The organism is Pseudomonas sp. NPDC087185 (assembly GCF_044744955.1).
In the GTDB taxonomy this organism is placed as follows: domain Bacteria; phylum Pseudomonadota; class Gammaproteobacteria; order Pseudomonadales; family Pseudomonadaceae; genus Aquipseudomonas.
On record NZ_JBIUZK010000001.1, the window covers coordinates 1,019,904 to 1,037,000 of the forward strand.

Annotated in this window: 17 protein-coding genes and 1 tRNA gene; 8 read left to right on the top strand and 10 right to left on the bottom strand. The window is 63.7% G+C overall.

Annotation, left to right across the window (positions count from 1 at the left end; genetic code table 11):
• The first annotated feature begins 96 nt into the window (after nucleotides 1–96).
• Both ACIPIJ_RS04855 and ACIPIJ_RS04860 read left to right on the top strand, forming a co-directional pair.
• Nucleotides 97–1,029, top strand: a complete 933-nt coding sequence (locus ACIPIJ_RS04855) for a FecR family protein (protein ID WP_401073206.1) — start codon at nucleotides 97–99, stop codon at nucleotides 1,027–1,029.
• Nucleotides 1,030–1,124: 95 nt separating this feature from the next.
• Nucleotides 1,125–1,201: transfer RNA gene (locus ACIPIJ_RS04860), tRNA-Met, on the top strand.
• Nucleotides 1,202–1,459: 258 nt separating this feature from the next.
• Here ACIPIJ_RS04860 and ACIPIJ_RS04865 read toward each other — a convergent pair.
• Both ACIPIJ_RS04865 and ACIPIJ_RS04870 read right to left on the bottom strand, forming a co-directional pair.
• Nucleotides 1,460–1,813: a hypothetical protein gene (locus ACIPIJ_RS04865; RefSeq protein ID WP_401073209.1), complete on the bottom strand. Its 354-nt coding sequence runs from the start codon at nucleotides 1,811–1,813 to the stop codon at nucleotides 1,460–1,462.
• Nucleotides 1,814–1,915: 102 nt separating this feature from the next.
• On the bottom strand, nucleotides 1,916–2,527 hold the full coding sequence (locus ACIPIJ_RS04870) for a LysE family translocator (protein WP_401073212.1): 612 nt from the start codon (nucleotides 2,525–2,527) through the stop codon (nucleotides 1,916–1,918).
• 184 nt (nucleotides 2,528–2,711) lie between these two features.
• On the opposite strand from ACIPIJ_RS04870, the gene ACIPIJ_RS04875 reads away from it, so the two are divergent.
• Entirely contained in the window at nucleotides 2,712–3,626 is a 915-nt protein-coding gene (locus ACIPIJ_RS04875; RefSeq protein ID WP_401073214.1) for a LysR substrate-binding domain-containing protein, read from the top strand.
• On the opposite strand, the gene ACIPIJ_RS04880 is transcribed toward ACIPIJ_RS04875, so the two are convergent.
• Entirely contained in the window at nucleotides 3,566–4,153 is a 588-nt protein-coding gene (locus ACIPIJ_RS04880; protein WP_401073217.1) for a D-Ala-D-Ala carboxypeptidase family metallohydrolase, read from the bottom strand. The two genes, ACIPIJ_RS04875 and ACIPIJ_RS04880, sit on opposite strands and share 61 nt — an antisense overlap.
• Nucleotides 4,154–4,217: 64 nt before the next feature.
• Between ACIPIJ_RS04880 and ACIPIJ_RS04885 the strand changes: the two genes are divergently transcribed.
• The gene (locus ACIPIJ_RS04885) at nucleotides 4,218–5,363 is read left to right on the top strand and encodes a hypothetical protein (RefSeq protein WP_401073220.1); all 1,146 of its coding nucleotides are present in this window, start codon (nucleotides 4,218–4,220) and stop codon (nucleotides 5,361–5,363) included.
• Between the two features lie 163 nt (nucleotides 5,364–5,526).
• Here the strand turns inward: ACIPIJ_RS04885 and rimI are convergent, their stop codons facing one another.
• The gene (rimI, locus tag ACIPIJ_RS04890; protein WP_401073223.1) at nucleotides 5,527–5,982 is read right to left on the bottom strand and encodes a ribosomal protein S18-alanine N-acetyltransferase; all 456 of its coding nucleotides are present in this window, start codon (nucleotides 5,980–5,982) and stop codon (nucleotides 5,527–5,529) included.
• Nucleotides 5,979–6,767 carry an energy transducer TonB gene (locus ACIPIJ_RS04895; protein WP_401073455.1) on the bottom strand — a complete coding sequence of 263 codons (789 nt, stop codon included), beginning with the start codon at nucleotides 6,765–6,767 and terminating at the stop codon, nucleotides 5,979–5,981. Before ACIPIJ_RS04895 ends, rimI begins: the two co-directional genes overlap by 4 nt.
• Before the next feature lie 303 nt (nucleotides 6,768–7,070).
• On the opposite strand from ACIPIJ_RS04895, the gene mksB reads away from it, so the two are divergent.
• The 3 genes from mksB to mksF are packed head-to-tail and all read left to right on the top strand — an operon-like array spanning nucleotide 7,071 to nucleotide 11,873.
• A complete protein-coding gene (gene mksB / locus ACIPIJ_RS04900; RefSeq protein WP_401073225.1) occupies nucleotides 7,071–8,348 on the top strand; it encodes an Mks condensin complex protein MksB in 1,278 nt (425 codons plus the stop codon).
• Nucleotides 8,338–9,045, top strand: coding sequence for an Mks condensin complex protein MksE (gene mksE, locus ACIPIJ_RS04905; protein WP_401073227.1), 708 nt, complete (start codon nucleotides 8,338–8,340; stop codon nucleotides 9,043–9,045). Before mksB ends, mksE begins: the two co-directional genes overlap by 11 nt.
• On the top strand, nucleotides 9,042–11,873 hold the full coding sequence (gene mksF / locus ACIPIJ_RS04910; RefSeq protein WP_401073230.1) for an Mks condensin complex protein MksF: 2,832 nt from the start codon (nucleotides 9,042–9,044) through the stop codon (nucleotides 11,871–11,873). The genes mksE and mksF overlap by 4 nt, the downstream gene beginning before the upstream one ends.
• Nucleotides 11,874–12,013: 140 nt before the next feature.
• Here mksF and ACIPIJ_RS04915 read toward each other — a convergent pair whose 3' ends face one another.
• The 5 genes from ACIPIJ_RS04915 to rplU form a co-directional block, all read right to left on the bottom strand.
• On the bottom strand, nucleotides 12,014–12,475 hold the full coding sequence (locus ACIPIJ_RS04915) for a CreA family protein (RefSeq protein WP_401073233.1): 462 nt from the start codon (nucleotides 12,473–12,475) through the stop codon (nucleotides 12,014–12,016).
• On the bottom strand, nucleotides 12,472–13,590 hold the full coding sequence (gene proB, locus ACIPIJ_RS04920; RefSeq protein WP_401073236.1) for a glutamate 5-kinase: 1,119 nt from the start codon (nucleotides 13,588–13,590) through the stop codon (nucleotides 12,472–12,474). The genes ACIPIJ_RS04915 and proB overlap by 4 nt, the downstream gene beginning before the upstream one ends.
• An 87-nt stretch (nucleotides 13,591–13,677) precedes the next feature.
• Nucleotides 13,678–14,904, bottom strand: a complete 1,227-nt coding sequence (cgtA, locus tag ACIPIJ_RS04925) for an Obg family GTPase CgtA (protein WP_401073238.1) — start codon at nucleotides 14,902–14,904, stop codon at nucleotides 13,678–13,680.
• 189 nt (nucleotides 14,905–15,093) lie between these two features.
• Nucleotides 15,094–15,351 carry a 50S ribosomal protein L27 gene (gene rpmA, locus ACIPIJ_RS04930; RefSeq protein WP_008092023.1) on the bottom strand — a complete coding sequence of 86 codons (258 nt, stop codon included), beginning with the start codon at nucleotides 15,349–15,351 and terminating at the stop codon, nucleotides 15,094–15,096.
• Between the two features lie 38 nt (nucleotides 15,352–15,389).
• Entirely contained in the window at nucleotides 15,390–15,704 is a 315-nt protein-coding gene (rplU, locus tag ACIPIJ_RS04935) for a 50S ribosomal protein L21 (protein WP_003247466.1), read from the bottom strand.
• Between the two features lie 245 nt (nucleotides 15,705–15,949).
• On the opposite strand from rplU, the gene ACIPIJ_RS04940 reads away from it, so the two are divergent.
• Complete coding sequence (locus ACIPIJ_RS04940; RefSeq protein ID WP_401073240.1) at nucleotides 15,950–16,918, top strand: polyprenyl synthetase family protein; 969 nt, start codon at nucleotides 15,950–15,952, stop codon at nucleotides 16,916–16,918.
• The last annotated feature ends 179 nt before the right edge of the window (nucleotides 16,919–17,097 follow it).

Sequence of the window (17,097 nt, forward strand, 5' to 3'; positions counted from 1 at the left end):
CCACGTACTTGTAAATGGTTCTCAATATATTTAGCATCCTCGCATAATTTCCCCCGTAATCGTTGGGCGAAACCGCCCTTTCGCGAGCACTCCCCCATGAGCCCGATGCCCGCCACGCAGATTCAGGCCGCCCCCCAGCAGGAAGCACTGGAATGGTTCTCCCGCCTGCGTCAACCAGGCTGCAACGAACGCGAACGTCATGCCTTCGCGCAGTGGTGCCAGGACCCGCTCAATGCGCATGCCTATGCCGAGCTGGAAGCCTGCTGGCAGCAACTGCACGTGCCGGCTGCCCGCCCTCGCCCGCGCCAGGTCGAGGCACGCCGCAGCCAATTGGGCAAAGGGCTGGCGCTGTTGTTTCTGCTGGCGCTGGCCGGGCTGGCTTATATGTATTGGCCGCTGATGCAACGCCTGGGCAGTGAACTGCACACCGACGCTGGCGAACGGCGCAGCCTGCGCCTGGCCGATGGCTCCACCCTGCACCTGGACAGTGCCAGCGCAATGAATGTCGACCTGCGCGGGCGTACCCGCCTGCTGCACCTGGTGCAGGGCCAGGTCTATCTGGAAGTGATGCTCGATGGCCGCGCCATGGAAGTAGAAGTGGGCGATGCGCGCATCCAGGTGTTCGGCACGCGGCTGATGGTGGCGCGCCGTGCCGACCAGGCCGAACTGGTGGTGCTCAGCGGCAAGGCCATGATCCTCCAGGGCGGCGACCAGCGCATGGTGTCGGCCGGCGAACGGGTGACGTTCACCGAGGCGCGGATCAACCCGGTGGAAAAAATCGATGCCAGAACCGCAGATGCCTGGCGCAACGGCCAGCTGCGCGCCACTGACATCCCCTTGGGCCAGGTGATCGAGCGCCTGGCCAGCTATCAGGGCCGCCGCGTATGGCTGATGGACGAGCAGACGGCGTATCGACGCGTCAGCGGTGACTTCAACCTCGACCGCCCCGGCGAAACCCTCGACGCATTGGCTGCCGAGCAGCACCTGAAGCTGCACGGCGTGCTCGGGCAGTGGCTGATCGTCCAATAAAATCGGGCTTGGCGGCTAAGTTTTTGAAAGCGTGCAAATTTTTTTTGAAATGAGTGTTGACACAGGGGCCTCACAAGCGAATAATGCGCGCCATCGGCTACATAGCTCAGTTGGTTAGAGCATAGCATTCATAATGCTGGGGTCCGGGGTTCAAGTCCCTGTGTAGCCACCAAACACTTGTTTCGGCCTGTCTCTGACAGTCTACGAAACGACCTGAAAGCCCGCCTTGTGCGGGCTTTCTTGTTTCTGACTGTATGTCCCTAGCTACCCCCTATCCCTTCACACCGTGCATCCCGCTGTGTATCCCTTGGGCAAAAATCGAACCGAAGGGATACCAGTCGATGAAGCGTATTGAGAAACGCCGCCCCCTGTCCGACAGCACCCTCGCGGGAGCTGGCTGGGCTTGGGGTGTACCTGGTGCGAATTTACGTTAACCGTTGGGCTTGGCCGTTCCATTATTCGGAATCAGCTTCGATTGCGGCTGTGCAGGAAGCAATGCGGATAGTTTGCCGAGCATCTGAAGCAGAAGTTGAGTATTTTCTAACTGCGCCATGTACTGAGCCTGTTGCAGCTGCAACGCCTTGGCCTGGTTCGCTTCTAGCTTCTTGAGCGTGAGACTGATGTCCGCAACCTGTTTGTTGATCTTCTTGAGCTGAACGTTCGATACGTTCGGCTGCTCAGACTGCCCGCATCCAGATAAGGCGATGAAGGCCAAAGCGAAGCTGGCCATGGTGGTTTTGCGAGTGATCATGTTCACTATCTTGCTTTCCTTGCTGTTGTTCACCGGGGTTTCCCTTCATTCACGCCTTAGTATGCTTTTGTTTGCACAGCCGCTCAAAGGTCGCCTTTGAATACGTCCCTTGGCCAAAAAATCAGCAGCCCGCCGTCAACGCACACCCGCCACCACCACCGCCACCCCCAGGCCAATCAGCGCCACGCCGATCAGCCGATCGACCATCACCTGCCGTTCGATCATTGCCTTGCGCAGCCCCGCACTCGAAAAGAACACCGCCACTAGGCTGAACCACGCCCAGTGGGCAAAAGACATGAAGGCTCCGTATGCGAAATCCAGCCCCAATGGCGTGCCCGGCTGGACGACCTGGGTGTAGGCGCTAACCACAAAGAGCAGGGTTTTGGGGTTCAAGGCGTTGGTCAGAAAGCCCGTACGCATTACAGCGAGCAAGCCCTTGGCGGATACCTGCCCTTCAAGGCTCAAGCGGGTGGTGTTGGTCAGCGATTGATACCCCAGGTAGATCAGGTAGCCCGCACCGAGCACCTTCATGGCCAGGAACAGCGCGGGGCTCTGACTGATGATCACGGCAATGCCCAGCACCGTGTACAGCACATGCACCTGCACCCCCAGAGCGATGCCCACCGCCGCCGCCAACCCGGCCTTGCGGCCCTGTGCATAACTGCAGCGGGTGACCATGGCGAAATCGGCACCGGGGCTGATGACCGCCAGGAGGGTGAAAAGGGCAACGGCGAGCAGTTCGGTCACGGACGGGTCCTCGATAGGCGATGCAAAAACACAGATGCACTGATTATCGGGGGCACCCATCGAGTGGAAAATCGATTTATAGTGATGCAAATCCGCTAGTTTTTCTCACAGAAATGCACTTGCAGCGCCGGCCTCTTCGCGGTGGCTCGGCACAAAGAGGCCGGCATTGACCGATAGGGAACCCATGAAACTGCCGCCACTCAGTGCCTTGCGCTACTTCGACATCGCCGCCGAAACCGAGAGTTTCGTGCGCGCCGCTGAGCGCCTGCACGTCACTCACGGTGCCGTCAGCCGGCAGGTGCGCTTGCTCGAAGAGTATCTCGGCATCGCGCTGTTCGAGCGGCGTAACCGGGCGATCTTTCTGACCCCCGCCGGCCGCGCCCTGCAGGGCACCACCCAGGCCATCTTCGAGCAGCTCGAAGGCGCGGTGCAGCGCCTGCAACAGCAGGAGCGAGACAACGTGCTGGTGCTGTCCTGCGAACCTACCATCGCCATGCGCTGGCTGATCCCCCGCCTGCCGCGCTTTCATGCTGCCCACCCAGACCTGCAGCTGCACCTGGTGGCCGCTGGCGGGCCCCTGGACTTCGCCCGCAGCGGCGTCGACCTGGCGCTGCGCCGCGACGACTTTCACTGGCCGCCCGCACTGCACAGCCAAAAGATCTGCGATGAATGGATCGGCCCGGTCAACCGCGACGGCAGCAGCGCGCTCGAAGGCCAGCGCCTGCTGCACAGCAACACCCGCTCCAGCGCCTGGCCTGCATGGTTGCGTCTGAGCGGCCAGCAGGCGCTGCACAGTCAACGCAGCGACTACGAACACTTCTACCTGTCACTGCAGGCAGCCAATGCCGGCCTGGGGCTGGCCATTGCTTCGGCGCTGATGGTGTGCGACGAACTCGACAGCGGCCAGCTACAGGCGCCGTTCGGCTTCCTGCGCGACAGCTCGGCCTATCACCTGCTGAGCCCGCAACCGCTGGATGATGGCGGCAAGCGCCAGCGCTTTGCCGAATGGGTGATCAACGAAAGCCAGGCCTGCCTCGCTCACCTGGGTTTGCTGCAGAACGACGACCCGGCGCTGCCATCGCCCCCCCAGGTGCGATAGCCCGCGGTGTCCACATGGATACGGCCTGACGGGTAACGCCCCAGGCCCATGTTCCAGGCCTGGCCATGCTGCTGCCAGAAGCGGCACAGCGGGTTGGGGTCGGCCCAGGCCGGCAGCAGGATATCGACCGCGAAGGCACGGGTATGGGCACTGCCCACGGCGCCACCGGCGCAGCGGTTGAGGGCAGGGTCGCGGTAGGCCGAGACCACTTCGAACTGGCGCAGGATGCCCTGATCAGCCAGCGTCTTGATCAGCGCCAGCGTGCTGCGCACAGCAGGCCAGTTGCCGGGCGGGGGCACGGCGAAGGGAGAAGCCTTGCACAGGCGCCAGTCCGATGCCGAACGCAGCAACTGGTAAATTGGCACCACGCCATACAAGCGTGCGTCCACCAGCATCTCGCGCAAGGGCCGGGTCTGATGATCCCCCGCCCATTGCGCGAACATCCACAGGTCACGTTCATCGGCCTGTGCCGCGCCCACGACCAATGCCACCGCCACCGCCAGCAGCCCGCCTTTTGCACTTCTCATTCCCGGTCCCCCGCTCCAGTATGGGCACTGCCGCCAACCCTGGCGGCCTGACAAGGAGTTAAGCATGCCTAGGATTGCCCTATCGAGCCTGGCCGCCCTCGCCTTCAGCGGCCTGGCCGCCGCCGACGCGCGGATCGACCTGGGCGACGCGCAACGCGTCACCCGCCTGTTCGCCTTCCCCAACAACTGCCATGTGATCTGCTTTCGCGACTGGACGCTGGAGCAGACCGTCGAGCACTACCTGACCCAGAGCGTGCGCCGCGACGGCCATGCCAACGCCCAGGTACACGTGAGCCGCGAGGCCGACCGGCTGCACGCCACCCTCAGCGATGTGCCTGCGAGCTATGCCGAACCGCTGCGCAAGCTGCTCGACAGCGGCGAGCTGGCTTACCAAGGCGCCTCTCGGCTGAACAAGGACGGTAAATGGTCTTATGACTGGTACCTGTTCCTGCCCTTGGGCATGGCCCTGCAGAACCGCCGCAGCATCGAGTTGCTGCACTTCCCGCCGGACTACTCGCTGACCCAGGCCCAGGACTACCTGCGCAGCAACACCACCGACCGCTGGGCCGAGCTGCTGACTTACAACGGCGTGGCGACCAGCGACACCCCGGCCTACCAGACCATCATCGACATCGCCCCGATTGCCGCCCCGGCCAGTGCGGGCGAAACGCTGAAAGAGACCTACAGCTACTTCAAGGACTACCAGCTGCGCATGGTCAAGGAAATGACCCTGCAAGACGCCGCAACGCCGCTGCCAATGGTTGCGTTCGGCGCCCCTGTGCGCAGCTGGATCCAGCAGCAGTACGGGCCACAGGTGGGTGTGCTGGGCCTGGTCAGCATCAGTCCCCAGGCCGGTGCCAAGGTGCCGGTACTGGGCGCCAACCACCCCAGCGCGATCTGGTACGCGGCAGACAAGAGCAACTACGAGGGTGATGAGGACAAGGCCGACGCGGCAGGGCTGAAAATGATGGGGCAGGATTTGACGGCAGCGTGCTGGCAGGCAGGCATGGGCCGCAACCCGCGGGCCGATGCCAAGCTGACGCTCGATGCCTGCTCGACCAAATGGCAGGTGACGCAGAAAAAGCAGACCTGCGAGCTGTTCTTCCGCACGGTGCGCAAGTACACGCCGGAACAGGCAGCGGCGAAGTGCAACAGTGGGGTGGTGACGAGGAGCCTGAGGGATTTGCGCAAGCCCGCGGACATCGAATGACCTGGTACAGGACATGTTGAGGGCAACGCGGAGAAACACACGACTTTGGGGGGATCAGAGATCGAGCGCCGCGCGGGCGGCGCTCGATTTGTGTAACCCCACGAAAATCATGACGGATTTCATCGCCCTACAAATGCCCCACAGCCATTCGACAACAGAATGGTCAGTCTTCCAGCAACGTACAGGCCATCACCAATGCATCTTCACGCCCACCCGCCACCGGGTAGTAATCCCGTCGACGGCCAATCTCGTTGAAGCCATACCGCTCATACAACCGATACGCCGACTGGTTGCTCGCCCGAACTTCCAGGAAGCACTCCCGCCCATTGAGCTGGTACGCCCGCGCCATCAGGTGCTCGAGCAACCGCAAGCCCAACCCCCGCCCCTGGCTCTCCGGCTTGACGGTGATGTTCAGCAGGTGGGCCTCATCGATGATCACGTTGATCACGCCATGGCCGACCTGCTGCTGGCCCTCGAACATCAACCACACTTCATAGGATTTGAGCGCATCCTGGAAGATCCCGCGGGTCCAGGGATGGCTGAACGCGGCATATTCGATCTTAAGCACGGCATCCAGATCCGCCTCGGTCATCGGGCGGAAACTGATCGATTCACTCATTCAACGCTCTTCCAGCGCGCCATCAGCTGGCGCATCGCTTGCCAGACGTCCGCCTTGCGTTGCGGCTCGTCCATCAACAGTTCAAGGCCCGGCAAGGCCCAGGCATCGCCCAGGCCGTCGAGCTTCAGTACTTGGTAATAGGCTTCGGCATCGGCACTGGCGGCGAAGCGCAGGGCCGGCAGGCCGACCAGCCACAGGCAGGTGCACGGGGCTTCTTCCAGGCGCGCCTGAATGAAGCCTTTGACGAAATCACGCGCGGCGTCTGGGCCCTGGTCCATGTTGCCGCGTACCAACAGCGGCCAGCGCACCGGCTCGCCGACGATCTGCGGGGCGTCGGGCAGCCCGGCGGCGCGCAGCATGTCCTTGAGCAGCAGGTAGGACGGGTCGCGGCTCTGGAATGGTTGACCGGTGGCCAGTTCGACCAGCAGCAGGCAGTTGCCGGCGCGCAACAGTTGCAGCGAGAAACGCGGTGGCGGGACCAGGGCCGGGCGCGGCGCGGGGGCCGGCTGCTCGGCCTCGACCGCCTTGGCGGCGGGCTTGGGCGTGCTGCCCGGGCGTGGGATCTCGATTTTCGGCCGCTCGCCGGAACGCGCCTGCGGTACCGCCGGCGCTTCGTGGGCGGCCGGTGCGGATGGCCTGATCTCGAATTCGGCTTCCTCGACCGGCACCTGCGGCAACAGCAGCTCGGGGCGCGACGGGGCGGCGAACGGCAGTTCGGCGCGCGGCAGCCAATGCACCACTTGCATGGCGGAAAGGTAGGCGCGGCGGCGGGACTCGGTCAGCAAGGCACGGGTATCCGGGGGGCTAAAACAATCGCGCATTCTAACGCTGTTGCGCAGCGAACGCCGCAACAGGTCGGCAGAAAATTGCTGTACGCACTGGCCTCATCGCCGGCAAGCCGGCTCCCACAGGGATAGCACTGCCCTTGAGACTGATGGAATGCCTGCAGGAGCCGGCTTGCCGGCGATAAGGCCAGAGAAAACCCTATCAGAATCAGGGTTATCTCTCATTACAGACCAAGGGGTGAAATCCTCCCCCCGGGATGCAGTACAATCGCCCCCTTTTTACTTGGCAACGAGTAGACGCCAATGATCGAACCCAAGCGCGTCCTGCGCGCCCTAGCTGAACACTGGGCCCTGATCGAACCGCTGTGCGAGCGTTTCGACCAAGGCACCCTGAGCCTGGTCGAACTGCGCCAGCAACTGGGCCGCCAGCAAGTGGAAAGCACGCCGCAGGACATCACCCAGCTGCTCGACGTGTGGATCCGCCTGGATATCCTGGTGCCGGTGGCCAAGAGCCCGAACCGTTTCGAGCTCAACGCCCAGATCCACGATTTCCTCGCCTACCTGCGCCGCGAGCACCGCCTGGGCCTGTGCCTGGAGATCGAGGCCTACCTGCGCCACCTGGAGCGCCTCGCCGGGCATATCCAGGACGCCTTCGACAACCGCGACAGCGACGACCTGGCGCGCCAGTTGCGCCTGCTCGACATGCGTGTGCGCGACGTGCTGAAGAAGCTCGACAACGACGAGCAGGCATTAGTGGCCGTGGCCGAACGGGCCAAGACCAGCAACCGCCAGATCCCGTTGCGCCAGCGTTATGCCGAGGTGCTGGCGACCTGGGACGAATACGTCGAGCCGATGATCCAGCTGGTCAACGCCGACGGCGCCTTCGAACAGGGCGTGCGCAAGGTCGAGACCGTGCTGCTGAAACTGCTGGGCGAACAGGCGCGCCTGGGCCACCTGGTCGACGACGACATGCTGCTGCGTACCCACGCACGCATCCTCGAAATGCAGACCAGCGCCCAGTTGACCCTGCGCCACGCCCGCGAGCTGCTGCTGCCGCTGCGTGAAGAAGCGCGCCGGCACAACGCCGTGACCCGTGGCGCCGCGCTGGCCCTGTCGGTGATCCGCCGCAAAGGTATCGACGCCGTGCCGCACGCCGCCATGCCGCTGTTCACCCGCCCGCAGAGCACCTTCCTCGGCAGCGCCAGCCAGGTCGAGGCGTATGTCTACGCCCTTGCCCGCTTCGAACCGAAACCGGCCAAGTTCCCCAAGGCGCACAAGACCCAGAGTGGCGTGCTGCCGCGGGCACCGCGCACGGTCAAGGAAATGCTCGAGCGCTGCGAAAACGCCCTGCCGCTGCCCGACCTCATGGTCTGGCTGCTGGACCAGGAGCCAGAAGGCGCCACCGACGAATTGCTGTACTGGTTCTCGCGCCTGTCACGCGAAAAGCGCTTCAAGCGTGAACGCCTCGAACGCCGCGAATACACCACCCAGGAACACCTGGTCAGCCTGCGCTCGTTTGCCCTGACCTCCAGCCGCGAAGCGCAACCTGAAACCCACTTGAGCCCAGCCAATGCATCTTGATCTTTCCGAACTGTCCCAGCTCGCGCCGATCTTCCGCGAGCTGTTCAAGGGCTTCCACGTCAGCCGTCGCGACCCGGAGCTGTACGCCCAGCTGTCGAACTTCCAGGACCAGTACCGCACCCTGTTCAAGGCCCTGGGCTTCGAGCTGGTGTGCGATACCCGCGGCTTCTACTACTTCGTCCCCGACCAGGCCGCCGCGCAGGTCAACAAGACCGCCCAGCGCCTGTCGCTGTTCACCTTCATCCTGGTCGAGCACCTGGCCGACCAAGGCCGCGACCCGATGGCCGTGCTCGACGGCGGCAGCATCGGCCGCGACGAACTGCCGTCGCTGCTGGACAAGTACCGCGACCTGTTCCTGCAGGCCGAAGTACAGACCGTCGACGAACTGGAAGAAAAGATCATGCGGCGCATGACCCAGCTCGGCTTTGCCCATGAAGAAGGCGGTATCTACCGCTTCCTACCGCCGATGCACCGCTTCCTCGACGTGTGCCTGTCGGTGCAGCAGGACCGCGACCTGGCCGCCAGCCTGCACAGCGACCTACCGCTGCCCACCCCGGTACTGGTCGAAGAAGAAAGCGCCGAAGAACTGGCGCGCACCGACGACCCACTCGACCTGGCGCCGTTCGAAGCCGAGGAAAGCGAAGAAGACGCCCTGGCCCGGGCCATCCGCGAAGAGCAACAGGAGATTGACGCATGAGCCAGGAACGCTACGGCATCCGCCGCTTCGCACTGCTCAACACCGCCGGCTACAGCCTTGGCCTGTTCCCGTTGGAACACCCGCTGTCGGTCTACGGCGCCAACAACCTGGGTAAGTCGGCCTCGATCAACGCCCTGCAGTTCCCGATCCTGGCGCGCATGTCCGACATGAGTTTCGGCAAGTACAGTCTGGAGCAGTCGCGCCGCTTCTACTTCGCCAGCGACACCTCGTACATCCTCTGCGAACTCAACCTGCCCCACGGCCCGCACGTGATCGGCGTGGTCGGCCGCGGCCCGGGCGGCGGTTTCGGCCACCAGTTCTTCGCCTACAAAGGCGAGCTGGACCTTGCCCACTACCAGAAAAACGACACTTGCCTGCGCCAGAAAGAGCTGTTCACCAACCTTGAACGCCTGGGCCTGAAGGCCTATGAGCTGAAGCCGGACGAATTGCGCCGGCTGCTGGTCGGCGGCCACACGTCGGTGCCGCTGGACCTGACCATGATCCCGCTGCGCTCGACCAGCGAGCAAAGCCTGAAAACCTTCCGCGCGTTGTTCATCAACCTGCTGCACATGCGCGAAATCACCGCTGCCAAGCTCAAGCAGCTGTTCCTCGATGCCTTCGAGCACAGCTTGCGCTCGGGCAGCGTCGACTACATCGCCGCCTGCGAAGAAGCCTTCCGCGACGTGCGCCGCATGGAGCAGGACTACAACGCCCTGGTCGCTGCCGGCCCGCTGGTCGAGGCCCTGGCCGGCGGCGTGGCCCAGCGCGACATCCTGCGCGGCAAGCTGCACCGCCTTTCGCCCCTGCTCGACAACCTGCTGGGCACTTGGCAGGAATACGCCATGGCGCGCAAGGAAGAGCTGGTGATCCAGGCCGAGCACTTCCGCGGCGAGCAGGACCGCCTGCAGAACGACCAGCGCGGCGGTACCCAGGAGCTGATGCGCCTGGAGCGTGAAATCACCGGCATCCAGCGCTGGCTTGGCGAGCTGTCGGTGCTCAAGCACCGCTTCGCCCTGGTCGATGACGTGAAGGTCCTCGAGCAGCAATTGCTGGCCGCCAAGGACGCCCACGACGAACTGGCCGGCGCACTGGCCCAGTCGCGGCAGTTCTCCGCCGAAGACCTTGACGAGCGTGTGCGCGACCTGGAAAAGCGCGTGAAGCAGGTCAAGCAGCAGCTCGACCACGCCGACAACAACAGCTACGCCCGCCTGCGCGAAGAATTCTCGCAAGCAGACGTCGACCGCCTGATGCGCCTGTTCAACGGCGCACTGTTCAGCTTGCCGCTGGGCGACCGCGGCATCGAGCTGGACGACAGCGACCTGTGGGTAAAATCGCTGGAAGCGGTACTCGATGGCTTCAAGGGCGAGCGCTTCGAGGCCCCGGGCATTTCCATCGATATCTCCCATATCGACCCGCCCGCCCTGCAGGCCCTGGCCGACCGCGCTGCCCTGCGCGACCAGAAGGACCGCCTGGAACGTGAGCTCAAGCAGCTCAAGACCCAGCAGTCGGTAGCCGCCGACCGCACCGCCTCCAAGGCGCAGACCGAAGCCCTGTACCAGCAGGTGCTGGACGCGCAAAAGGCCCTGGAAGACTACCGCCGCAGCGAAACCCTGGCCGCCGAAGAGCCCGAGAAGCTGGAGCACCTGGCGCAGCTGGAAGCCGCCCAGGACGAACTCAAGCGCTCCAGCGATGCCTTCACCGAGCGCGTCCAGCAGCTGTCGGCCAAGCTTCAGTTGGTTGGCCGCCAGATCGGCGACCTGGAGTCCAAACAGCGTACGCTGGAAGACGCCCTGCGCCGTCGCCAGCTGCTGCCGGCCGACCTGCCGTTCGGCACGCCGTTCATGGAAGCGGTCGACGACTCGATGGATAACCTGCTGCCGCTGCTCAACGACTACCAGGACAGCTGGCAGGGCTTGCAGCGCGTCGACAACCAGATCGAGGCGCTGTACGCCCAGGTGCGCCTCAAAGGCGTGGCCAAGTTCGACAGCGAAGACGACATGGAGCGCCGCCTGCAGCTGCTGGTGAACGCCTATGCGCACCGCACCGACGAGGCCCTGACGCTGGCCAAGGCGCGCCGCGCCGCAGTCACCGACATCGCCCGCACGCTGCGCAACATCCGCAGCGACTACGACAGCCTCGAGCACCAGCTGGCGTTGTTCAACCGCGAGATCAACAAGCGCCAGGTGTCCAACCTGGAGAGCTTCCGCGTGGTGCTGGCGCCGAACAAGGAAGCGCTCAAGCACATCGACCAGATCATCCACAGCGCCGGCCAGTACGAAGAAGGCGAGACGCTGTCGGTGTTCGACCTGACGCAGAGTTCGGAGCAGGATCACAAGAACGAAGAGGCCAAGGAATACCTGGCGCGGCTGGTGGCGGCAAACCACAACCAGCTAGGCCTGAAAGACCTGTTCGAACTGGCCTTCGAGATCACCAAGATCAACAGCCAGCCAGTGATCCACGCTGACATCGACGGCGCTGCCTCCAACGGCACCACCATGACCATCAAGGCGCTGACCAACATGTACCTGTTGCTGCACCTGATGGACCGCGACCTGGCCGGGCGCATTCGCCTGCCGTACTACCTCGACGAGGCCGCGGACATCGACGAACGCAACCAGGCGGCGCTGCTGGAGACCAGCCTGCAGCTGGGCTTCGTGCCGATTCTGGCGAGCGTGAAGCCGCAGGTGTCGGCGCATGTGGCGATCGACCTGGAAGGCGGCAGTGGGCCGAATGGCATCTACATCGATGAGGCGGACTGGAAGTACATCAGCCGTCGGGATGTGGAAAAGGCGGTTGTGCGCAAGGATCAGGCTGAGGAGTTGGCCTGAGTCTGGAGTAATGGGGCCGCTTAGCGGCCCCTTCGCCGGCAAGCCGGCTCCCGCAGGGATCTCCACAGCCCTCAAGAGCCGTGATAACCCAGTGGGAGCTGGCTTGCCAGCGATTGGAGGCCAAAGGCCTCCCGATTACATCAATGCGCCCAAGGCAAGATCGGGATGGCCGTCACGGCATTCTGCGGGCTGCCTTCGATCATGCGGTCGCTGTACACCAGGTACACCAGCGTATTGCGCTTCTTGTCCAGGAAGCGCACCACCTGCATGGTCTTGAACACCAGCGAGGTGCGCTCCTTGAACACTTCCTCGCCGTCCTTCAGCTCACCCTTGAAGTTGATCGGCCCGACCTGACGGCAGGCAATCGACGCCTCTGCACGGTCCTCGGCCAAACCCAAACCACCCTTCATACCGCCCGTCTTGGCGCGTGACAGGTAGCAGGTCACCCCCTCGACCTTGGGGTCGTCGAAGGCCTCGACCACGATACGGTCGTTCGGCCCAAGGAACTTGAACACGGTCGACACCTGGCCGACCTCTTCGGCCCCTGCCAGCATCGGCAGCGCCAGCGCCGCCACGGCGATTACCCGCTTGAGCCTGTTCATACCAGCACCAGGTTGTCGCGGTGCACCAATTCCGGCTCGGCGCTGTACCCCAGCAGCGCCTCGATGGCATCGGACGACTGGCCGATGATCTTCTGGGCTTCCAAGGCACTGTAGTTGGCCAGGCCGCGGGCCACTTCGATACCGTCCGGGCCCACGCACACCACCATCTCGCCGCGACGGAAGCTGCCTTGCACGGTCTTCACCCCCACCGGCAGCAGGCTCTTGTTGGCCTGGCGCAGGGCCTGCACGGCACCGGCGTCGAGCACCAGGGTGCCACGGGTTTGCAAGTGGCCCGCCAGCCACTGCTTGCGCGCTGCCAGCATGCCACGCTCGGGCGACAACAAGGTGCCCAGGCGTTCACCGGCCTTCAGGCGATCCAGCACGCGCTCGATACGGCCACCGATGATGATGGTGTGCGCACCCGAACGTGCCGCCAGGCGCGCGGCGCGCAGCTTGGTCTGCATGCCGCCACGGCCCAGGGCGCCACCGGTACCGCCAGCCACGGCGTCGAGCGACGGGTCATCGGCACGGGCTTCATAGATCAGCTGGGCATCGGGGTTGTTGCGCGGGTCGGCGTCGAACATGCCGTCACGGTCGGTGAGGATCACCAGCAGGTCAGCCTCTACCAGGTTGGCGACCAGCGCGGCCAGCGTGTCGTTGTCGCCGAAGCGGATCTCGTCGGTGACCACGGTGTCGTTTTCGTTGATCACCGGCACCACGCCCAGGTCGACCAGCGTGCGCAGGGTGCTGCGGGCATTGAGGTAACGCTTGCGGTCGGACAGGTCGTCGTGGGTCAGAAGGATCTGCGCGGTGTGCTTGCCATGCTCGCCGAAGCTCGACTCCCAGGCTTGCACCAGGCGCATCTGGCCAATCGAAGCGGCGGCCTGCAGCTCGTTCATCGCGCTCGGTCGCGAGGTCCAGCCCAGCTGGCTCATGCCGGCAGCCACGGCCCCGGAGGAGACCAGTACCAACTCCACGCCCGCCTCACGCAGCGCGACCATCTGCTCGACCCATACGGCCATGGCACCGCGGTCCAGGCCCTTGCCATCCGCCGTGAGCAGCGCACTGCCGATCTTCACGACCCAGCGCTTGGCGCCAGTCACCTTGCTTCGCATCTTCTCTTCCAACCTATGTCGAATCTGTAGATACCGTGGATACAAAAACGCCGCTCCAAAGAGCGGCGTTTAGTGTACTGCAACCGGTCAGTCGCGCACGTAAATGATTTCCGGGCCGTCTTCGTCGTCCTCGAAATCATCGTCCCACGCGTCATCATCGCCGATGTCATGCACGCTCTTGACGCCGGTGCGACGCAGGGTACGGGCGTCGTCCAGGGCCTGCAGCTGGGCACGGGCTTCGTCTTCGATGCGCTGGTCCAGCTCGGCCAGCTCTTCGGCATAGGCCGGGTCGTTGGCCAGGCGGTCGGCGCGGTCTTCGATGTAGCGCATCAGGTCGTGGCTGAGCTGCTCGGTGCCCTGTTTGGAGATGGCCGAGATCACGTAGACCGGGCCGTCCCACTGCAGGCGCTCGACCACTTCCTTGACCCGCTCGTCGCGCTCGTCGTCCATCAGCATGTCCGACTTGTTCAGCACCAGCCAGCGCTCACGGTCGGTCAGCGACGGGCTGAAGCGGGTCAGCTCGTTGATGATCACTTCGGCGGCATCGGCCGGGCTGCTGCCGTCCAGCGGCGCCAGGTCGACCAGGTGCAGCAGCACGCGGGTACGCGCCAGGTGCTTGAGGAAGCGGATACCCAGGCCGGCACCGTCGGAGGCGCCTTCGATCAGGCCGGGGATGTCGGCGATGACGAAGCTCTTCCAGCGGTCGACGCTGACCACGCCCAGGTTGGGTACCAGGGTGGTGAACGGGTAGTCGGCGACTTTCGGCTTGGCGGCCGACACCGAACGGATGAAGGTGCTCTTGCCGGCATTCGGCAGGCCCAGCAGGCCCACGTCGGCCAGGACCTTCAGCTCCATCTTCAGGTCGCGCTGGTCACCCGGCTTGCCTGGGGTGGTCTGGCGCGGCGCGCGGTTGGTGCTGGACTTGAAACGGGTGTTGCCCAGGCCGTGCCAGCCGCCTTGGGCGACCATCAGCTTCTGGCCCGGGGTAACCAGGTCGCCGATCACTTCCTGGGTGGAGGCGTCGATCACCGTGGTGCCGACCGGCACGCGCAGGAACAGGTCTTCACCCTTCTTGCCGGTGCAATCGGTGCTGCCGCCGTTGGAGCCGCGCTGGGCTTCGTGGTGACGGGTGTAGCGGTAATCGACCAGGGTGTTGAGGTTTTCGTCGGCCACCATGTACACCGAGCCGCCATCGCCACCGTCGCCGCCGTTGGGGCCACCGTTCTCGATGAATTTCTCACGACGGAAGCTCATGCAACCGTTACCGCCGTCACCGGCCTTGACCCGAATCGATACTTCGTCAACAAACTTCATTTAAAACCGCCCCTCGCCTTCCGGCGAGCTGAATACTTGAAAAACCTGAGGCTCTTGCAAAATTGAGCGCGGCGGCCCCGTACGACCGTAGAAACCCACGCCGGCAGCCCATACAAACAGCTTTGCAAGAGGCTCACCACAAACGAAAAAGCCCCGTCGCATGACGGGGCTTCTGGAGCGACGTCGCGATTAAGCGGCGACGATGCTCACGTAACGGCGGTTGAACTCGCCTTTCTTCTCGAACTTGATCACGCCTTCGATCTTGGCGAACAGGGTGTGATCCTTGCCCATGCCAACGCCGTAGCCGGCGTGGAACTGGGTGCCGCGCTGACGGACGATGATGTTGCCGGCCTTGACGACCTGGCTGCCATACATCTTCACGCCAAGGCGTTTCGATTCTGAGTCGCGACCGTTACGGGTACTACCACCAGCCTTCTTGTGAGCCATGGTTCAATTCTCCAAATAAATTCAGGGGATCTAGGGGATTAAGCCTGGATGCCGGTGATTTTGATCTCGGTGAACCACTGGCGGTGGCCCATACGCTTCATGTGGTGCTTACGGCGACGGAACTTGATGATGCGTACTTTATCGTGACGGCCTTGCGAAACGACTTCGGCAACAACTTTAGCGCCAGCGACGACTGGAGCGCCGATGGTGACTTCTTCACCGTTGGCAACCAGCAGAACGCGATCGAAGGTCACGGATTCGCCAGTGGCGACTTCCAGTTTCTCGATCTTGAGGAATTCACCTTCAGCGACTTTGTACTGCTTGCCGCCGGTAACGATTACTGCGTAAGACATGGGTATTTCTCCGATAATCCTGCTCACCCAGCGCTTTATATATTGAGTATTGGCTGGCATGGCTGCATGGGGCTGGAACGGCCCGGTGCAATTGCGTAAGGCAGGTGCTGCCCAGGAAGTTAGGGTGCGCGATTGTACGCAACCCGGGTTTTGCTTGCAAGTACCGGCCCCGCCGCCCGGGCACCGCGCCTTGACACCACGGGACCCGCGACCTAGCATGCCGCGCAACCTCACTGGAGCAGCCGATGCAACCCCAAACCTTCTACCGCGCGGTAGCTGACGATTTCAGCGCCGTCGACGAGATCATCAAGAAGCAGCTGACCTCGCGCGTGCCGCTGGTATCGAAGATCGGCGACTATATCACGTCCGCGGGTGGCAAGCGCCTGCGCCCGCTGCTGGTGCTGCTGTGCGGCAAGGCACTGGGCCGCGAGGGTGACGACCTGCGCCTGCTGGCCGCAACCATCGAATTCCTGCACACCGCCACCCTGCTGCATGACGACGTGGTCGACATGTCGGGCATGCGCCGCGGCCGCTCCACCGCCAACGCCCTGTGGGGCAATGCGCCGAGCGTGCTGGTGGGCGACTTCCTTTATTCGCGCTCGTTCGAAATGATGGTCGAGCTGGGCTCGATGCCGGTCATGCAGATTCTCTCCAAGGCCACCCGGGTGATCGCCGAAGGCGAAGTGCTGCAGCTGTCGCGCGTGCGCGATGCCAGCACCACCGAAGAGGTGTACATGGAGGTCATCCGCGGCAAGACCGCGATGCTGTTCGAGGCCTCGACCCACAGCGCCGCCGCGCTGGCCGAGGCGACCGACGAACAGCGTGAGGCTCTGCGCACCTTCGGCGACCACCTGGGTGTGGCCTTCCAGCTGGTCGACGACCTGCTCGACTACAAGGGCGATTCGGAAACCCTGGGCAAGAACGTCGGCGACGACCTGGCCGAAGGCAAGCCGACCCTACCCCTGATCTACACCATGCGCGAAGGTACGCCTGAGCAAGCGGCACTGGTGCGTAAGGCGATTCAGAAGGGTGGCCTGGAAGACCTGGAGCAGATCCGCGCGGCGGTCGAGGCTTCGGGTGCGCTGGACTACACCGCGCAAATGGCTCGCGATTACGTGAAGCGTGCCATTGCCTGCCTGGAAGTGCTGCCGGCCAGTGAGTACCGGGATGCGCTGGCTGAGCTGAGTGAGTTTGCGGTAGCGCGTACGCACTAAGACCGCGTCGCCCTCTTCGCGGGACAAGCCCGCTCCCACAGGTACACCACCGCCCTTGAGCTTGGTGGAGAACCTGCGGGAGCGGGCCTGTCCCGCGAATGCTTTTGTACGGACAAAAACACTTCCCGGTTAAAACCTTATACAATATGGGCCTTTAACCGCCTGTCTGTTTAAGGAAC